The 18,145-nt window shown below is 64.7% G+C and carries 13 protein-coding genes; all 13 read left to right on the top strand.

Going from position 1 to position 18,145, the window contains the following annotated elements; all coding sequences use genetic code 11:
• The first annotated feature begins 185 nt into the window (after positions 1 to 185).
• The 13 genes from KQI17_RS02025 to smc all read left to right on the top strand — a co-directional run bounded on the left by KQI17_RS02025 (position 186) and on the right by smc (position 18,141).
• Complete coding sequence (locus tag KQI17_RS02025) at positions 186 to 1,370, top strand: FtsW/RodA/SpoVE family cell cycle protein (RefSeq protein ID WP_216494582.1); 1,185 nt, start codon at positions 186 to 188, stop codon at positions 1,368 to 1,370.
• Between the two features lie 108 nt (positions 1,371 to 1,478).
• The gene (locus KQI17_RS02020) at positions 1,479 to 2,483 is read left to right on the top strand and encodes an Ig-like domain-containing protein (RefSeq protein WP_216494581.1); all 1,005 of its coding nucleotides are present in this window, start codon (positions 1,479 to 1,481) and stop codon (positions 2,481 to 2,483) included.
• Positions 2,484 to 2,793: 310 nt separating this feature from the next.
• Positions 2,794 to 3,852 carry a D-alanine--D-alanine ligase gene (locus KQI17_RS02015; protein WP_216494580.1) on the top strand — a complete coding sequence of 353 codons (1,059 nt, stop codon included), beginning with the start codon at positions 2,794 to 2,796 and terminating at the stop codon, positions 3,850 to 3,852.
• The gene (gene murF / locus KQI17_RS02010) at positions 3,849 to 5,204 is read left to right on the top strand and encodes a UDP-N-acetylmuramoyl-tripeptide--D-alanyl-D-alanine ligase (RefSeq protein WP_216494579.1); all 1,356 of its coding nucleotides are present in this window, start codon (positions 3,849 to 3,851) and stop codon (positions 5,202 to 5,204) included. Before KQI17_RS02015 ends, murF begins: the two co-directional genes overlap by 4 nt.
• Positions 5,201 to 7,102: a ribosomal protection-like ABC-F family protein gene (gene abc-f, locus KQI17_RS02005; RefSeq protein ID WP_216494578.1), complete on the top strand. Its 1,902-nt coding sequence runs from the start codon at positions 5,201 to 5,203 to the stop codon at positions 7,100 to 7,102. Before murF ends, abc-f begins: the two co-directional genes overlap by 4 nt.
• Before the next feature lie 50 nt (positions 7,103 to 7,152).
• Positions 7,153 to 7,938 carry a YdcF family protein gene (locus tag KQI17_RS02000; RefSeq protein WP_216494577.1) on the top strand — a complete coding sequence of 262 codons (786 nt, stop codon included), beginning with the start codon at positions 7,153 to 7,155 and terminating at the stop codon, positions 7,936 to 7,938.
• A 2-nt stretch (positions 7,939 to 7,940) separates the two neighbouring features.
• On the top strand, positions 7,941 to 8,435 hold the full coding sequence (locus tag KQI17_RS01995; RefSeq protein ID WP_216494576.1) for a flavodoxin domain-containing protein: 495 nt from the start codon (positions 7,941 to 7,943) through the stop codon (positions 8,433 to 8,435).
• Positions 8,436 to 8,439: 4 nt separating this feature from the next.
• Complete coding sequence (prfA, locus tag KQI17_RS01990; protein WP_216494575.1) at positions 8,440 to 9,510, top strand: peptide chain release factor 1; 1,071 nt, start codon at positions 8,440 to 8,442, stop codon at positions 9,508 to 9,510.
• A gap of 31 nt (positions 9,511 to 9,541) precedes the next feature.
• Positions 9,542 to 11,179 (top strand): L-threonylcarbamoyladenylate synthase, encoded by a 1,638-nt coding sequence (locus tag KQI17_RS01985; RefSeq protein ID WP_253285639.1) that lies wholly within the window; start codon positions 9,542 to 9,544, stop codon positions 11,177 to 11,179.
• 3 nt (positions 11,180 to 11,182) lie between these two features.
• The gene (locus KQI17_RS01980) at positions 11,183 to 12,583 is read left to right on the top strand and encodes an aminopeptidase (protein ID WP_216494574.1); all 1,401 of its coding nucleotides are present in this window, start codon (positions 11,183 to 11,185) and stop codon (positions 12,581 to 12,583) included.
• 135 nt (positions 12,584 to 12,718) lie between these two features.
• Entirely contained in the window at positions 12,719 to 13,579 is an 861-nt protein-coding gene (locus KQI17_RS01975; RefSeq protein WP_216494573.1) for a DegV family protein, read from the top strand.
• 91 nt (positions 13,580 to 13,670) lie between these two features.
• The gene (locus KQI17_RS01970; RefSeq protein ID WP_216494572.1) at positions 13,671 to 14,420 is read left to right on the top strand and encodes a ClpP family protease; all 750 of its coding nucleotides are present in this window, start codon (positions 13,671 to 13,673) and stop codon (positions 14,418 to 14,420) included.
• A gap of 145 nt (positions 14,421 to 14,565) precedes the next feature.
• Complete coding sequence (gene smc / locus KQI17_RS01965) at positions 14,566 to 18,141, top strand: chromosome segregation protein SMC (protein ID WP_216494571.1); 3,576 nt, start codon at positions 14,566 to 14,568, stop codon at positions 18,139 to 18,141.
• Positions 18,142 to 18,145 lie beyond the last annotated feature (4 nt).

Here is an 18,145-nt window from a genome sequence, read left to right as displayed (position 1 = left end):
AAATGCCCCCTTTCAACCCATTCTAAAAGTACAGTATAGCACACCGCCGCGCGATGCGCAATTCCTTTTTGCATGAACAGAGTGTAAACAGTGGAAGAAAGAAAAACGCGCGGTTTACAGACAGGCGGAATCGTGCTATACTGATACATCATTCCGAGAATTTTCGGCAGAGGAGGGAAGAACCGATGGGACGAGTGCGGGAAACGCTGCATGATGTGCTGCGCCAGACCGACGCGGTGCTGCTCGCGCTGTGCGTGGCCTCGACGCTCTATGGCATGGTGCTCATCGCCAGCGCGACAAGCTTTCGCGGCACGCTCAAGTACGTTGCCGTGCAGGGCCTCGGCCTGCTCATCGGGCTGGCGCTCTACCTCTTCCTCTCGAGCATCGACATATTCGAGCTGGCGAAGAAATGGAAGTGGCTGCTCGGCTTCAATGTCGGCTTTCTTCTCCTGCTCCTCACCCCCTTTGGACAGACGCGCGGCGGCAACCGTGCATGGCTCGGCGTGAACGATATCGGCTCGAGGCTCGGCGTTGGGGTTTTGAAGAGCTTTCCTGTGACGGTGCAGCCGGCGGAGGTCGTGAAGGTCTTTTTCATCGTCCTGCTCGCCTACCAACTCGCGCTGCTCAACGAAAACCGCGACCTGCGGCGCTTTGAAAACGTCATTCAGCCGACGGCGCACACCGCTTTTATGGTGGGGCTGATCGTCGTCATATCCGGCGACGCGGGCAGCGCGCTGGTGTATCTCTTCATCTTCATCTGCATGGTCTTTGCCGCGGGCATGGCAAAGCGCTGGCTGGCGCTGGGCATCGGCGGCGGCGCGGCGGCGTTCCTCGCCGTGTGGCAGCTGGACCTGCTGCCGAGCTATATGCGCGACCGTTTCCTTGCCGTCCTCGACCACAGCTATCAGCCCGACGACGCGGGCTTTCAGCAGACGCGCGGACTGATGGCGCTCGGCTCGGGCGAGCTGACCGGACAGGGACTCTTCCACGGCGCGCAGACGCAGTCGTCCAATGTGTGGAGCATCCCCGAGCGGCAGACGGACTTCATTTTCTCCGTCTGCGGCGAGGAACTGGGCTTCCTCGGCTGCGCGCTCATCATCGTGCTGCTGCTTGCCATCGTGGTGCGCTGTCTGCTCGTCGCGCGCGACGCGGCGACGCCGATGGAGAGCTACGTCTGCGTGGGCATGGCGGGTATGCTCATTTTCCAGACCATCGCGAACATCGGCATGTGCCTGTTCCTGATGCCGGTCATCGGCCTGACGCTGCCGTTTTTCAGCTACGGCGGCTCATCCATTGTCACGCTTTTTGCCGCCATGGGCATCGTCTCAGGCGTGAAAAAGCGCTCGCGGCCCGAGTGGCTGACCAACTGAAAAATTTGGAAAGGGAAGCGTCCGCGCTGCGGACGCTTCCCTTTTTGCATAAAGCTCCCTTTTTCACAAAGAATAACCGTACCACACTGAAAAAGGGAGGAACCGATTTTGAATACCGATAAGAACAGAGAGCTTTTGTGGCGCACGGTACCGTTCGTCATGGCGATGCTGCTGCTCGCGCTCACGGGCATTCCCGCCTCGGCCATCTTCGGACGGGAGAAAGCGGCGCCCGCGGCGGACGCGGGCGCGCCCATCGCGCAGAGCATCGACGTGCGTGTCTACCGCGGCATCCCCTACACCGGCACGCTCGCCGCCATCGACCGCGAGGGCGGCGAGGTGAGCTTCGCCATCGCCGAGCAGCCGTCCAAGGGCACAGTGACGCTCGACGGCGAGACCTTTGTCTACACCAGCGCGAAGAACAAGACCGGCGCGGACCGCTTCACCTACACCGCGACCGACGCCGCGGGCAGCACCTCGGTCCCCGCAGAGGTGCGCATCACCATCGCGCGCGCCAAATGCGGCGTGACCTATGACGACATGGCGGAGAGCGCTGCCTACACCGCGGCGGTGGACCTGGCGGAGCACGGCGTGTTCGTCGGCGCGCAGGTCGGCAGCCGGCGCTTTTTTGAGCCGGACCGCGCCGTCAGCCGCGGCGAGTTCGTCACCATGGCGCTTGCCTGCGCGGGCATTCCTGCGGGCGACCTCACGATGACGGGCTTCTGTGACGACGCGGAGATCCCGACCTGGGCGAAGGGCAGCGCGGTCAGCGCCCTGCAATGCGGTCTGATCCGCGGCGTGGGCACGGAGGGCGGCATGGCCTTCTGCGCGGACGAGGGCGTGACGCTCTCGGAGGCGGCGATGGTGCTCAACCGTCTTTTGCGCGTGACAGACGTGGACCTTTCCGACTACGACGCGGGCAGCGCCGACGCGTGGAGCGCACAGGCGGTGGCGAATCTTGAGTCCGTCCGCGTGATCGAAAGCGGCAGCTTCTCCGCGGGCGACTGGCAGCGCCCGCTCACGCGCGGCGAGGCCGCGCAGCTCCTCTCCGCGGCGATGACGCTTGCGGAAAAGAAGCAGGAGAGCGCGGGACTTCTTTCGGGCTTATTCAAATGACACGGAGAAAGGCCTCGCAGAGTTTCGCGTCCGCAGACGCGAAAGCGATATGATCCGTTTTCTGCCGCGACCTGTGCGTGGCAGAAAACACGTTGCGCGGAGCAAGCGTCGAATTGTCCGCTTTCAGCGGACAACCGAGGCGCAGAGCGCAGCGAAGCTTTCTCAAAAAAGTGGCTTTGCCACTTTTTTGACAAGAAAGGCGGCGGAAGGCCGCCTTTCTTTTGCTTGTAATTCGCGCGGCGTTGTGCTAAAGTATATTCTGATAAAATAGCATAGATATGTAGTTTTCGCGAATTCAGGAGGAAAAGCTATGCGCATCGTTGTATTGGCCGGCGGCTTGAGCATGGAGCGCAACGTGTCGCTCTCGAGCGGCACACGCATCTGCCGCGCGCTTCGCGCGCGCGGTCATCAGGCAGCCCTGGTGGATCTGTTTTTGGGACTGGAGGGCTATGACGGCGCGCCGGAGAGCATTTTTGACGCGCCGGACGGCCTGTGCGGCGATTTCTCCGTCGCCCCGGAGGAGCCGGATCTCGATGCGGTCCGTGCAAGCCGGAGAGACAAGAGCGCGAGCATGTTCGGCAAGGACGTTCTGCGCGTCTGCGCCATGGCGGACGTCGTGTTCATCGCGCTCCACGGCGCCTGCGGCGAGGACGGACGGGTGCAGGCGGCGTTCGACCTGCTCGGCATCCCCTACACCGGCTCGGGCTATCTCGGCAGCGCCATCGCCATGGACAAGGACCTCACCAAGCGCCTCGTCGCGCCCTACGTCACCACTGCGAAATGGCGCGCGCTGAAGTACACGGCGGACGAGATCGACGCCATCGCCGACGAAACGGAGCTGCCCTGCGTCGTCAAGCCCAACGCCAACGGCTCGTCCATCGGCGTGACGATCGCGCACACGCGCGGCGAGGTTGCCGCTGCGCTGACCGAGTGCCTGCACTTCGGCGCGCAGGTCGTCATCGAGCAGTACATCCACGGCCGGGAGCTGCAGGTCGGCATTCTCGACGGCAAGGCGCTGCCCGCCATCGAGATCATTCCCAAGACCGGCTTTTATGATTACGCCAACAAGTATCAGGCGGGAGCTGCCGAGGAGGTCTGCCCCGCGCCCATTCCCGCGGAATGGGAGGAAAAGCTCCGCAGCGCGACCGAGACCGTGTTCCGCGTGCTGAAGCTGAGCGTCTATTCCCGCGCGGACTTCATCGTCACCGAGGACGGCACGCCCTATTTCCTGGAGATCAACACCCTGCCGGGCATGACGCCGACCTCGCTCGTGCCGCAGGAGGCCGCCGCCGCCGGCATCGGCTACGGCGAGCTGTGCGAGCGCATCGTGACAAGCTCCCTGCGGGCGCGGAAGGAGGGGAGAGCATGAGAAGGCTGACCGATTCCGAGCTGCTGACCGCCACGGGCGGCACACTGCTCGCGGGCGGCGCGAGCGCCGCCGTGACCTCCGTTTCCACCGACAGCCGCAAGGCAGGCGAGGGCGCGCTCTTTATCCCGCTCACCGGCGAGCGCTTCGACGGGCACGACTACATCGACAAGGCGCTCGCGCTCGGCGCGGCGGGCTGCCTGTGCGCGAGGACGCCCGCGGCGTTCCTGCCCGATAAATTCTACATCGCCGTCCCCGATACGCGCCTTGCGCTCAAGGCGCTCGCATCGTGGTACCGCGGGCAGTTTGACATCCCCTTTGTCCAGATCACCGGCTCGGTCGGCAAGACCACGACGAAGGAAATGATCGCCTCGGTCGTATCGCAGAGGTACCGCACGCTCAAAACGGCGGAGAACTTCAACAACGACATCGGCACGCCGCTCACGCTGCTCGGCTTGGACGACACCTGTGAGGCCGCCGTCATCGAGACCGGCATGGATCATTTCGGCGAGATCCGCTATCTCGGCGAGATGGTGCGCCCGCACATCGCCGTCATCACGAACATCGGCGACGCGCATATCGAGTTTTTAGGCTCGCGCGAGGGCATTCTGAAGGCCAAGAGCGAGATCTTTGAAAACCTCGACGCCGACGGCGTCGCCATCCTCAACGGCGACGACGCGCTGCTCGACACGGTAGCCCTCCCGCAGCGCATCGTCCGCTGCGGCGAGAGCACGCACGCGGACGTCCGCGTTTCCGCGCTGCGTGACCGCGGCATTGACGGCATCGCCTGCACCGTGATCACCGAGCGCGCAGAGTATCAGCTCAATATCCCCGCCCCCGGGCGGCACATGATCTACGCCGCATCGCTCGCGGTCGCGGTCGGTGAGGAGCTGGGGCTGTCGGTCCCTGAGATCGAGCGCGGCGTCGCGCTCTATGAGCCCGCCGGCTCGCGGATGCGCGTCCACCGCCTCAGCGGCGACCGCCGCCTGCTCGACGACTGCTACAACGCCAACCCGCAGTCCATGTCTGCGGCGCTGCGCGTGCTCGCGGCGAGCGAGGGCAAGAAGATCGCCGTGCTCGGCGACATGAAGGAGCTCGGCGAGCTGACGGAGTCCGCGCACCGCGCGATGGGCGAGCTGTGCGCTCTGCTCGGCATCGACCGCGTCATCGCTGTCGGCGAGTACGCCCGCGGCATCGCGGACGCCGCGCACGAGAGCGCCGAGTGGTATCCCGACGCGGAGAGCGCGGTCGACGCGGCGAGAGCCGCGTTCACGGAGGGCAGCGTTCTGCTGTGCAAGGCGTCGCACTCCATGCACTTGGAGAAGATCGTAGAGGAATTGCTCAAGACAACATGATCGAGATCAGCGTAACGGGACTTCAAAAGTCCTTTGATTTGGAAAAGAAAATACTGGACGGACTGACCTTTCAGATCAACTCCGGCGAGCGTGTCGGTCTGCTCGGCAAGAACGGCGCGGGCAAGACGACACTCTTTCGCATCCTCACGGGCGAGATCGACTACGACGCCGGCGAGGTCGCCATCGCGTCGGACCGCCGCGTCGGGCTGATCTCGCAGATACCGGTCTACCCGGCGGGCTATACGGTGGAGGACGTGCTGCAATCCGCCTTCGAGCGCATGAGGCGCATGGCCGACGAGATGGAGCGGCTCTCCGCGCAGATGGCGAAGGGCGACGAATCCGAGGAGACGCTGCGCCGCTACGGCGAGCTGTCCGCCCGCTTTGAGGGCCTCGGCGGCTACGACACCGCCACCGCCGTCAATAAGGTGGCCAACGGCCTGTCCATTCCCGCGGATATGCGCACGCGGCTGTTCGACACGCTCTCCGGCGGCGAAAAGACGCGCGTGAACCTCGGCCGCCTGATTTTGGAGGACACGGACATTCTGCTGCTCGACGAGCCGACGAACCACCTCGACCTCCACGCCATCGAGTGGCTGGAGGATTACCTTGCCTCCTTCAAGGGCACGGTCGTCGCCATCTCGCACGACCGCTATTTCCTCGACCGCACCATCACCCGCGTCATCGAAATTCTGGACGGCCACGCGGAGTTCTACAACGGCAACTACAGCTTCTACGCCGTGGAGAAGGAACGCCGCTATCTGGAGAAAATGCGGCAGTATGAGAAGGAGCAGGCCAAGATCAGGCAGCTCGAGGCCGCAGCGGACAAGCTGCACCTGTGGGCGTTCATGGGCAACGACGCGCTGCACAAGCGCGCGTTTTCGATGGAAAAGCGCATCGAGCGGATGCGCACGACGGACAAGCCCACGCGCGAGAAGAAGATGACCGCGCAGTTCCGGAGCAGCGAATTTCTCGGCGACGAGGTACTGACGCTCAAGGGCGTCGGCAAGTCCTTCGGCGAGCGGACGCTGTTCTCCGACGTGGACCTCAAGGTCGCCGGCGGCGAGCGCATCGCGCTCATCGGCGACAACGGCACGGGAAAATCCACGCTCATCAAGATGATCATGGGCGAGGAGTACCCCGACGAGGGCCGCATCAAGCTCGGCCCCTCGACGAAGATCGCCTACCTGCCGCAGATCATTCACTTCGACGTGCCGCAGCGCAATCTTGTGGACACGATGCTTTATTCCAAGCGGGACATCACGCCGCAGAAGGCGCGCGACCGTCTGGCGGCGTTCCACTTCCGCGGAGAGGACGTGTTCAAGTCTGTTTCCGTGCTCTCCGGCGGCGAGCAGAGCCGCCTGCGGCTCTGCATGCTGATGGACGACGAGGTGAACTTTCTCATTCTCGACGAGCCGACCAACCACCTCGACATCGCCTCGCGCGAGTGGATCGAGGAGGCGGTGGAGGCCTTCGACGGGACGCTGCTGTTCGTCAGCCACGACCGCTACTTCATCAACCGCTTCGCCACCCGCGTCTGGGAGCTGGAGGAGCAGAGGATCACCGACTACCCGATGGGCTTTGCCCGCTACCGCAAGGTGAAGGCGGAGCAGCCGGCGAAAAAGGAAGAGCCGGAAAAGACTGTAAAGGAAAAGAGCCTTACGGAAAAGCCGCCGCGCGGCAATAAAAATCAGCAGGCGGCACGCCGCCAGCTGACCATCTGCGAGCGCGAGATCGCGCAGCAGGAGGAGGCGCTCGCCGCGCTGGACGCGCGGCTGGAGGAAGCCGCGTCCGACTATGAGAAATACAGCGCGCTCTACGCCGAAAAGGAGGCGCAGGAGCAGAAGCTCACAGAGCTGATGGAGCGCTGGGAGGCGCTCGCCGCCGAGGCGGGCGAATAGGAAAGAGAGAAGCGGCAGGGACGAAAACGCGCGAGCGGGGAGGTTGGGACATGAGAGAAAAATGGAAGGCGCTCACAAAGCGGGAGCGGCGGCTGTTTGCGGCGGCGCTCGTTTTCCTCGCGCTGGCGGTGCTGCTGCGCTTCGTTCCGGGACTGCGCTTTTCCGCCCTCCTCGGCCTGTGTGCCGCGGCGGTGCTGTTCGTGCTTTTCATGCTGGAGTGCGCCGCACGGCGCGGCAGCTGCGCGGCAGTATGGGGCAGGTGGGTCCTGCTCGCGCTGCTCGCCGCAGGCTTCGTCCTCTTTGCCGCATTGGAGACAATGGTCATTCGCGGCTCGCTTGCGGAGAAAACAGACGAACCGGTGAGCGCGGTCATCGTGCTCGGCGCGGGCGTGAACGGCGAAACGCCGTCGATCACGCTGCGCACGCGCATCGACGCCGCGGCAGCCTATCTGGAGGAGCACCCCGACGTGCCGGTGGTCCTCTCCGGCGGACAGGGGCCGGGCGAGGCCATCACCGAGGCTGAGTGTATGCGCCGCGCGCTGGTGCGCCGCGGCGCGGACGAGAGCCGGCTGTACCCGGAGGAGCGCTCCACCAGCACGCAGGAGAACCTGCGCTACTCGCGGGCAATACTCGAGGAGCTGGGCGTTGATCCGGCGCAGCGCGTCGCCATCGTCACCTCGGACTTCCACCTCTGCCGCGCGCGGCTGATGTGGGGCGGCGATACCGCCGCCGTGCCGGCGCATCTGCCCTCCGCGCTCTACTTTCAATGCCTGACCGTCAATTACTTTATCCGCGAGGCCTTCGGCCTTGCCGCCTATTTTGTCTACGGAGGTTAACGATGAACAAGGATATTCTGTGCTTGTATTACTCCCGCACGGGACACACAAAATTTGCCATGGAGGAGATCGCTGCCGCGCTTGACTGCGAGTGCGTGGAGATGCGCGACCGCGTGGACCGCGACGGCGCCATCGGCTGGCTGCGCTGCGGGCTGGATGCCATGCGCCGCCGTACCCGCGCGATGGAGCCGTTTGATACGCGCCGCGCCTTACAGGACTACCGGCTCGTCATTCTCGGCACGCCCATCTGGGCGGGACGCTGCTCGAGCATCGCGCGCGGCTTCCTCAAGCGCCGCGGGCTGGAGGTGCAGAACATCGCCTATGTCGTCGTCCACGGCAGCGAGGAGCTGTATAAGGATGTGTGCGACCAGATGGACCAGTACGTCGGCCACCCCCACGTGGCGGACGTTTCGTTGCGCATCGGCTCGGCGGGCTATCACTTCTGGCGCGACGAGTTCATCCGCAATGTGACGAACTACATGACGGCGGAGAACTGAAGCAATGTGGGAGAAGCTGGAACAGATCGCTCGCCGCTGCGCGGAGATCGGAGAGCTGCTGACCGTGCCGGAGATCTACGGCGACGCGAAGGAGCTGCGGAGGCTCACGCAGGAGCAGAAGGAGCTTGAGCCGGTCGCGCAGTGCTACGAGGACTATCGCCGCGCGGAGCGGACCATCGCCGAGGCGACGGAGCTGCTCTCCGATGCCGAGCTGCGCGACATGGCGCAGGAGGAGCTGCGGCAGGCGAAGGCGGACAAGGAGCGGCTTTATGAGGAGCTGCGCGTGCTGCTGCTGCCGCGCGACCCGAACGACGGGAAAAACGTCATCATGGAGCTGCGCGGCGGCGTGGGCGGCGAGGAGAGCGCGCTCTTCGCGGCGGACCTCTACCGTATGTACTCCATGTACGCCGAAAAGCACGGCTGGAAGCTCGAGCTTTTGAACTACAACGACACGGAGCTGGGCGGTGTAAAGGAAGCTGACTTTATCCTCAACGGCGCGGGTGCGTGGTCAAGACTGAAGTTTGAAAGCGGTGTCCACCGCGTGCAGCGCGTACCGGAGACGGAGAGCGGTGGGCGCGTCCACACCTCCACCGCCACGGTCGCGGTGCTGCCGGAGATGGAGGAGGTCGACGTCGACCTCCGGCCGGAGGACATCGAGATGCAGGTCTACCGCTCCTCGGGCGCGGGCGGACAGCACGTCAACAAGACGAGCTCCGCCGTGCGGCTGATCCACAAGCCGACGGGAATCGTCGTGGCGTGTCAGGAGGAGCGTTCGCAGGTGCAGAACCGCGCGAAGTGTATGCAGATGCTTGCGAGCAAGCTCTATGAAATGGAGCGTGAGCGTGTGGAGAGCGCCGTGACGAACGAGCGCCGCGCGCAGGTCGGCACCGGGATGCGCAACGAGCGCATCCGTACCTACAACTTCCCGCAGAACCGCGTCACCGACCACCGCCTGACGGGGGACAACAAGAATTTCAACATCGACGCCGTCATCAACGGCGACCTTGACCCGATCATTGACGCGCTGACCATGCAGGCGCAGGCAGAAAAGCTGCGCGAGAGCACGGAGAGCTGAGCGCTTCAGACGCACAGAAGGGGGAACCTTTTTGAACACCCGATACTTTACCATCACCGATCCTGCGCGGGAGAGCGCGGCGGTCGAACAGGCCGCGGACATTCTGCGCCGCGGCGGGCTGCTCGCCATCCCGACCGAGACGGTCTACGGCCTCGGCGCGGACGGACTGAATGCGGACGCCGTGCGGCACATTTTTGAGGCCAAGGGCCGCCCGCAGGATAACCCGCTCATCCTGCATATCCCCGATGCGAGCTGGCTCGCACGCTACTGCAAGGACGTGCCGGAGACGGCGTACCGCCTTGCCGGGCGCTTCTGGCCCGGGCCGCTGACGATGATACTGCCGAAGGCGGACTGCGTGCCGCTCGTCACCACCGGCGGACTGGAGACCGTCGGGATGCGCTGTCCCGACCACGCGGTGACGCGCGCCATCATCGCCGCCGCAGGCGTTCCGGTCGCCGCGCCGAGCGCCAACACCTCGGGCCGTCCGAGCTGCACGACCGCCGCGCACGTCCGCGAGGACATGGACGGCAGGATCGACGGCGTGGTGGACGGCGGGCCATGCCGCGTGGGCGTGGAATCGACCATCATCGACCTGACCTGTACGCCGCCGCGCCTGCTGCGCCCGGGCGGACTGCCGCTCGAGGAGCTGCGCGCCGTGCTCGGCGAGGTGGCGGTGGATAAGGCGGTCACGCAGCAGATGGCGGCGGGGGAGAGGCCCCGCGCACCGGGCATGAAGTACCGCCATTATGCGCCGAAGGCTCCCGTCACGGTCGTCACCGGCTCGCCCCGTGCGAGCGCGCGGCGGCTGCTCGCCGCGCTCGGCGAGCGGGACGGCGTGATCTGCTTCGACGAGTTCGCGCCGCTCTTTGCGGGGCACATCGTTCACCGGCTCGGCGCGAGCGGCGATAAGCTCGCGCAGTCGCAGCACGTTTTTGATGCGCTGCGCACCTTCGACGCGACGGATGTGCCCGCCATCTGGGCGCAGTGTCCCGACAGCGCGGGGCTTGGCCTCGCCGTCGGCAACCGGCTGAAAAAGGCCGCCGGCTTCCACACGGAGGAGGCGGACGGTGCCTTTGTCCTCGGCATCACCGGCGGCACCGGCGCGGGCAAGACCACGCTGCTGCGCGCGCTGGAAAAGCGCGGCGCGCTGGTGCTCGACTGCGACGCGGTGTATCACGAAATGCTCCGGACTGACGCGCCGCTGCGCGCCGACCTGACCGCTGCGTTCGGCGATGTCTTCGCCCCCGACGGCGGATTGGACCGGCAAAAGCTGGGCAATATAGTATTCGGCGACGCCGGCGCGCTTGTGCAGCTCGACGCCATCATCTTCCGCCATCTGCCCCGCGCGCTTGCGCGGCGCATGGAGGAAAGCGGCGCGCGGCTCATCGCGCTCGACGCCATCAAGCTCGTGGAGAGCGGCCTCGGCGCGCTCTGCGACGTGACCGTCGCGGTCACCGCGCCGGAGGAGGTGCGCGTGCGCCGCATCATGGCGCGCGACGGCATCTCCGAGGACTACGCCAGCGCCCGTGTGCGTGCGCAGCGCAGCGAGGAGGCGTTCCGCGCGGACTGCGACGCGGTCTTTGAAAATAACTACCCGACTCCCGCGCAGGCTGCGTTTGCCGCGGAGGAGTTTCTGGATACCATTATTAAAAAATCCAAGGAGGAATGAACCATGGCAGAGAAGAAAAAGAACGAGTGGGCGGAGAAGCTCGCTTATGCGCCGAAAAACGGCTATGAGCGCCTGAGCGCTGAGGAGGAGCGGGCAATGCACGCCTACTGCGAGGACTACAAGGATTTCCTTGACCACGGCAAGACCGAGCGGCTGTGCGTGGAGCACTGCATCGAGCTGGCCAGCGCGCGCGGCTTCGTGCCCTATGAGAAGGGTATGGCGCTCAAGACGGGCGATAAAGTCTACTATAACAACAGGGGTAAAGCAATTATGCTTGCGGTCATCGGCGAGCAGAACCTCAGCCACGGCGCGAACATCGGCGCGGCGCACACCGACGCGCCCCGCCTGGATCTCAAGCCCCGCCCGCTCTACGAGGAAGCCGAGATGGCCTATCTCAAGACGCACCACTACGGCGGCATCCGCAAGTACCACTGGGTGACCATCCCGCTCGAGCTGCACGGCGTGGTCGTGCGCGGCGACGGTTCCACGGTCGCCGTCCACATCGGCGCGGACGAGGGCGACCCGCAGTTCATCATCAACGATCTGCTGCCGCACCTCGGCCGCGAGCAGGGCAAGAAGCCGCTCAACGAGGCCATTCCCAGCGAGAGCCTGAACCTGCTCGTCGGCGGCCGTCCGCTCGCGGGCGAGGACTGCTCGGACCGCTTCAAGCTCAACGTCCTCAAGCTCCTCAACGAGAAGTACGGCATCGTGGAGGAGGACCTCATCTCCGCCGAGCTGGAGGTCGTGCCCGCCGGCAAGGCGCGCGACATCGGCTTCGACCGCAGCTTCATCGCCTCCTACGGTCACGACGACCGCGTGTGCGCCTACGCGGAGCTTGCGGGCATCTTCGACGCGAAAAGCCCGAAGCGCACCGCCGTGTGCATCTTCGCGGACAAGGAGGAGATCGGCTCCGAGGGCGTTTCCGGTATGCTTTCGCAGGCGTTCGACAAGTTCATGGCGGACCTGTGCGAGGCACAGGGCGTCGCGCTGCGCGACTGCCTGGCAAACTCCTTCTGCCTGAGCGCGGACGTGACCGCCGCCTACGACCCGAACTTTGCCGACATGTACGATAAGCGCAACGCCGCCTTTGTCAACTATGGTGTGGGCCTTTGCAAGTACACCGGCGCGGGCGGCAAGTCCGGCGCGAGCGACGCCTCCGCCGAGGTCGTGGGCCGCGTGCGTAAGCTGCTCAACGACAACGGCGTGTTCTGGCAGATGGCCGAGCTCGGCAAGACGGACGCGGGCGGCGGCGGCACGGTCGCCAAGTTCATGGCGCAGCGCAACATCGACACGCTCGACGCGGGCGTTCCCGTGCTCTCCATGCACGCGCCTTATGAGACGGTCGCCAAGCTCGACTGCTATATGACCTACAAGACCATGCGCGTGATCTTTGAGCAGAATTGACGAAAAAACGGCAGGGGAACCACCCTGCCGTTGTCATGCTGTTAGGTTAATGTAAAGAAACTGTAACTTTGCTTGTTTCCGCGCTTAGAGCGTGGTACACTGAGTGTTAAGAAATACAGAAAAGGAAGTTTTGCCATGACGAAGCTCTATACCGACACCTCGGCCAATCTGCCGCTCGCGCTGCTGCGCGAGTACGATATCGCGGTCATTCCGTTTTCCTACACGGTCAACGGCGTGGCGGAGGACTACAACGAGGAGACGGACTTCGACGGCAAGGCCTTCTACGACGCCATGCGCCGGGGCGCCGAGGTCAAGACCTCAATGGTCAACCCCGCAACGGCGGCAGCGTTCTTTGAACGCGCGCTCGCGCAGGGCGACGATGTGCTCTACGTCGGTATGTCCGGCGGCATCAGCGGCACGGCGCACGCCGCGGCGCTCGCGGCGGAGGAGCTGCGGGAAAAATATCCTCACGCCAAAATCATGACCATCGACACCTATGCCGCCTCGCTCGGCGAGGGCCTGCAGGTGCTCGAGGCGGCGGAGCTGCTGCGCGCGGGCAGGAGCTTTGAGGAGGTCGGTGACCGCATTCTCGTGCGCCGCCCCCACATGTGCCAGTTCTTCACGGTGGACGATCTGAACTACCTCAAGCGCGGCGGGCGCATCTCCGGCGCGGCGGCGCTGGTCGGCTCGGTGCTCGGCATCAAGCCCATCCTGCGCGGCGACGAGACGGGCCACATCGTTTCCTGCGGCAAGGTGCGCGGGAATAAGAAGGCCTACGCCGAGCTGGCGGACTATTTCGACAAGCGCGCGCTGGATAAGACCGTGCGCATCGGCATCGCCCACGCGGACAACCGCGAGGGGACGGATTATCTGCTCGGTCTTCTGCGCGAAAGGGGCTTTACCGGCGAATGCCTCGAGGTCTACTACGAGCCGGTCACCGGCGCGCACGTCGGCCCCGGCACGGTGGCGCTCTTTTTCTACGGCACGGAAAAATAACAGGATACATAGCGGGAAAGCATACGGCGCGCCGTATGCTTTCTCATTTTTCTGCAAATCCTACCTTGTGAGAAAAGAGGAGGGATGCGCCATGACGGAACCGACAAAGCCGAACGAGAATGAGGAGCAGAGGTCTGCGCCCGAGCAGACGCCGCCCATGCAGCCCATCGTGGATATGGGAGCCGTGACCACGCGCACCGCGCGCGGCACGGTCTACTGCCTGACGGTCATCGGGCAGATTGAGGGCCACAGCCTTCTGCCCAATACCGTGAAAACGACCAAGTATGAGCACGTTCTGCCGCTGCTCGCGGCGCTCGACGAGAGCGAGGAGATCGACGGCGTACTCTTCCTGCTCAACACCTGCGGCGGCGACGTGGAGGCGGGGCTTGCCATCGCCGAGTTGATCGCGGGCATGAGGAAGCCGACCGTTTCGCTCGTGCTCGGCGGGGGACACTCCATCGGCGTGCCGCTGGCCGTTGCGCCGAAGCGCTCGCTCATCGCGCCGAGCGCGTCCATGACCGTCCACCCCATCCGCACGAACGGCACGCTCATCGCCGCGCCGCAGACCTATCACTACTTCGACCGCCTGCAGGAGCGCATCGTGCGCTTCGTGACGAAGAATTCCGGCATATCCGAGAAAAAGCTGCTCGCGCTCATGCTGGCCGCCGAGGACATGGCCGCCGACGTCGGCAGCATCCTCTACGGCGAGGAGGCGGTGGCGGACGGCCTCATCGACCGCGTCGGCACGCTCGCCGACGCCTACGAGGAGCTTTACGCGCTCATCGCCGCATCCCGTGCGGCGACGAAGCCGCGGCGGAGACGCGCAGCGCAGGAAAAATGAAGCGAAAAGACGCCCGTCGGGCGTCTTTTTTACACTCTGTTCATCATTCGCTCTTGAAAAACGAGGGGGAAAATGGTATAGTACATAAGTTAAAATATGTCTTATTCTGCCCATTTTTACTCCCTTGCACAAAGGAGAACACGGAATGTACTTAAAAGCGCTCGAAATTCAAGGATTTAAGAGCTTCCCCGATAAAACCGTATTGAACTTCGGTGAGGATATCACCGCCATCGTCGGCCCCAACGGCAGCGGCAAGTCCAACGTGTCGGACGCGATCCGCTGGGTCATGGGCGAGCAGTCGAGCAAATCGCTGCGCGGCGCGAAGATGGAGGATGTCATCTTCGGCGGCACGGAAAAGCGCAGCCAGATGGGCTTCGCGCAGGTGACGCTCGTGCTCGACAACACCGAGCACATCTTCCCCCGAATGGAGGAGAGCGAGGTCGCCGTTACCCGCCGGTATTACCGCAGCGGCGAGAGTGAATACTACATCAACAAGCAGAGCGTGCGCCTGCGCGACGTGAACGAGCTGTTCATGGATACCGGCATGGGCCGCGAGGGCTATTCCATCGTCGGTCAGGGCAAGATCGACGAAATTTTGTCGGTCAAGAGCGCCGACCGCCGCGAGATCTTCGAGGAGGCGGCGGGCATCTCCAAGTTCCGCCACCGCAAGGAGGAGACGGAGCGCAAGCTCGAGCGCACGGAGGAAAACCTCGTGCGCATCAACGACAAGATCGCCGAGCTGGAGCTGCAGGTCGGGCCGCTGCGCTCGCAGGCGGAGAAGGCGAAGAAATACCTGATCCTCCGCGACGAGCTGCGCACACTGGAGATCTCCGTCTGGCTCGAAAACCTGGACAAGATCAAGACCGATTCCATCAAGCTCAACACCGACTATGCTCTTGCCCAGCAGGAGCTGGAGCGCGCGAACGCCGCGCTGGACGAGCTGTACGCCGCCTCCGAGCAGTTTGCGGAAAAGGCACACGCGAACGACATGGAGCAGGAGCGCCTGCGCACCGAGTGCGCCGAGCTGGACGCGAAGCGCAGCGAGGAGGACGCCGCCGTGGCGGTGCTGCGCACGGGCATCGAGCACAACCGCGCGAGCATCGAGCGCGTGGAGAACGACCTGCGCGACCAGTCGGGCCGCGCGGAGAGCCTGACCGCGCAGATCGCTGCGAAGCACGCGCGCATCGAGGAGCTTGCCGCGCAGACGGCGGAGCTGGAGGAGGAACTTCGCGCCTTCCTCGCGCAGGCGGAGGAGCTTGCCCGCACGGCCGGCGAGGCCGGCAGCGAGGTCGAGGCTCTGCGCGCGAGGGAAGCGCTGGCGGCCTCCGACGCGGCGGACTGCCGCGCGGACATGAGCGCGATGAACGCGGGTCTTGCCGAGCTCTCCGAGCGCTGCACGGCGCTTGAAGCGGAGAGCGAGAGCGTGGACGGTCAGCTGACCGAGAAGCGCAGGGCTGCGTCCGCGTCCCGCCGCGCCCTTGAGGAGGCGCAGGAGGAGGCCGACGCCGTGCGCAACATCATCTCCGGCCATACCCTCAAGATGGAGGGGCGCGTCAAGCGCGAGGAGACGGCGCGGCAGAAGAGCATCGACCTCACCATGGAAAAGAACAACCTTGACTCCCGCATCCACCTTCTGAGCGAGATGGAGAAGGAGTACGAGGGCTTCAATAAGGCGGTCCGTCTGATCATGCAGGCGGCGGAGAAGAACACACTGCGCGGCGTGCATGGGCCGGTCGCCAACCTGATGACGACCGACAAGCGCTATGCCGTCGCCATCGAGATCGCCCTCGGCGCAGGGATGCAGAACGTGGTCGTGGACCGCGAGGAGGACGCCAAGAGCGCCATCAACTTCTTAAAGCAGCGTGACGGCGGCCGCGCGACCTTCCTGCCGCTGACCGCCATCCGCGGCGACGTGCTGCGCGAGGCGGGCGTCGAGCGCGAGTACGGCTACGTCGGCGTCGCGTCGCAGCTCGTGCAGTTCGATAAGCGGTACGCGGAAATTTTCAACAATCTGCTCGGCCGCACCGTCGTGGTCGAGGATATGGACTGCGGCATCGCCATCGCGAGAAAGTACGGCAGCCGCTTCCGCATCGTCACGCTCGACGGGCAGGTCTTGAACCGCGGCGGCAGCATGACCGGCGGCTCGGTGAGCCGCAGCGCGGGCATTTTGAGCCGCGCCAACGAGCTCAAGGAGCTGACTGCCCGGCGGGAAGCCTTAACGGAAAAGCTCGATGCCGCGCTCCGTGAGGCAGACGAGGCCAAGCGCGACCTGAACGCCGCGCAGTATGAGCTGGACGTCGCGCGCGAGCAGCAGCGCGGCGCGGAGGACGCGGTGCTCCGCCTGACGGGCGAAAAGAAGCAGTACGATATGCTGCTCGAATCGCTTCGCGCGCGGGAGAGCGACATCGCCGCCGAGCTCGAGAGCATTACCGCGCGCACGGCAGAGCTGAAAAAGGCAGCTGCCGCCCGCGAGGAGGAGATCAAAAAGCACGAGGCCGAGGCCGCACGCTGCCGTGCGGAGAGCGAGGAAAAGCTCGCCGGCCAGAACGAGCTCCAACGCGACAGTGCGCACCTCGGCGACGAGATCGCCGCGCGCAAGAGCACGCTTGCGGGCTTTACCGCCGAGCGGGAGACGACCGAACGTGCGCTGGGCGACCTCGAGACGCTCGCCCAGCAGATGCGCGGCGACGAGGACGGACGCCGTGCGCTCATCGAGGACTACCGCGCGAAGATCAAGGCCGCGGAGGAGGAGATCGCGCAGCATGACGCGGTGACCGCTTCTCTGCGCGCCGACGCCGAGAAGCGCAGGGCGGAGCTGGCGGAGCTGGCGGAGGCCAAGCTGGCGCTTGAGGGCGAGCGCAGCGCGAACGACCGCAGATACCGCGAGTGCAATGAGCTGCTCTCTCAGACACAGGCCGCCGCGGGCAGGCTCGAGCAGAAGCGCGTTACCGCCGCGATGGAGGAAAAGCAGATATTGGATAAGCTCTGGGAGAGCTACGAGCTGTCCCACTCCGCGGCGCAGGAGCAGCGCATCGAGCTGGAGAGCGTGCCGAAGGCGAGCCGCCGCATCAATGAATTGAAGCGCGAGATCAACGGCCTCGGCAATGTCAACGTCGGCGCCATCGAGGAATTCGACCGCGTGAACACGCGTTATACCTACCTCACCGGACAGCGCGACGATGTGGAAAAGGCCAAGGAGGAGCTGCTGGGCGTCATTGAGAACATCACGAGCGAGATGACGGTCATCTTCAAGGAGCAGTTCGCTCTCATCCGCGAGAGCTTTCAGGAGACCTTCCTCGAGCTCTTCGGCGGCGGTAAGGCCACGCTCGAGCTGGAGGACGAGAACGCCGTGCTCGACTGCGGCATCGAGATCAAGGTCCAGCCGCCGGGCAAGGCGCTCAAGACGCTCTCGCTGCTCTCGGGCGGCGAGAAGGCGTTCGTCGCCATCGCGCTCTACTTCGCCATTCTCAAGGTCCACCCCACGCCGTTCTGCGTGATGGACGAGATCGAGGCGGCGCTCGACGAGCCGAACGTCATCCGCGTGGCACACTATATGCGCCGCATCTGCGACAAGACGCAGTTCATCGTCATCACCCACCGCCGCGGCACGATGGAGGCCGCCGACGTGCTCTACGGCGTGACGATGCAGGAGCGCGGCGTGAGCAAGGTGCTGACCATCAACATGAACGACATGGCGAAAGAACTGAACATCAAGGGGTAAGACG

This window comes from Oscillibacter sp. MSJ-31, assembly GCF_018918025.1.
Lineage (GTDB): Bacteria > Bacillota > Clostridia > Oscillospirales > Oscillospiraceae > Hominicoprocola.
The sequence above is the reverse complement of the archived record's forward strand: the minus strand, read 5'-3'. Positions and strand labels throughout refer to the sequence as shown.

Bases quoted from the DNA above. Each gene is read 5' to 3' on its own strand.
- KQI17_RS02015 (WP_216494580.1), top strand. From the start codon at position 2,794: ATGCGCATCGTTGTATTGGCCGGCGGCTTGAGCATGGAGCGCAACGTG.
- KQI17_RS02000 (WP_216494577.1), top strand. From the start codon at position 7,153: ATGAGAGAAAAATGGAAGGCGCTCACAAAGCGGGAGCGGCGGCTGTTT.
- KQI17_RS01970 (WP_216494572.1), top strand. From the start codon at position 13,671: ATGACGGAACCGACAAAGCCGAACGAGAATGAGGAGCAGAGGTCTGCG.
- prfA (WP_216494575.1), top strand. From the start codon at position 8,440: ATGTGGGAGAAGCTGGAACAGATCGCTCGCCGCTGCGCGGAGATCGGA.
- KQI17_RS02025 (WP_216494582.1), top strand. From the start codon at position 186: ATGGGACGAGTGCGGGAAACGCTGCATGATGTGCTGCGCCAGACCGAC.
- abc-f (WP_216494578.1), top strand. From the start codon at position 5,201: ATGATCGAGATCAGCGTAACGGGACTTCAAAAGTCCTTTGATTTGGAA.
- smc (WP_216494571.1), top strand. From the start codon at position 14,566: ATGTACTTAAAAGCGCTCGAAATTCAAGGATTTAAGAGCTTCCCCGAT.
- KQI17_RS01975 (WP_216494573.1), top strand. From the start codon at position 12,719: ATGACGAAGCTCTATACCGACACCTCGGCCAATCTGCCGCTCGCGCTG.
- KQI17_RS01995 (WP_216494576.1), top strand. From the start codon at position 7,941: ATGAACAAGGATATTCTGTGCTTGTATTACTCCCGCACGGGACACACA.
- KQI17_RS01980 (WP_216494574.1), top strand. From the start codon at position 11,183: ATGGCAGAGAAGAAAAAGAACGAGTGGGCGGAGAAGCTCGCTTATGCG.
- murF (WP_216494579.1), top strand. From the start codon at position 3,849: ATGAGAAGGCTGACCGATTCCGAGCTGCTGACCGCCACGGGCGGCACA.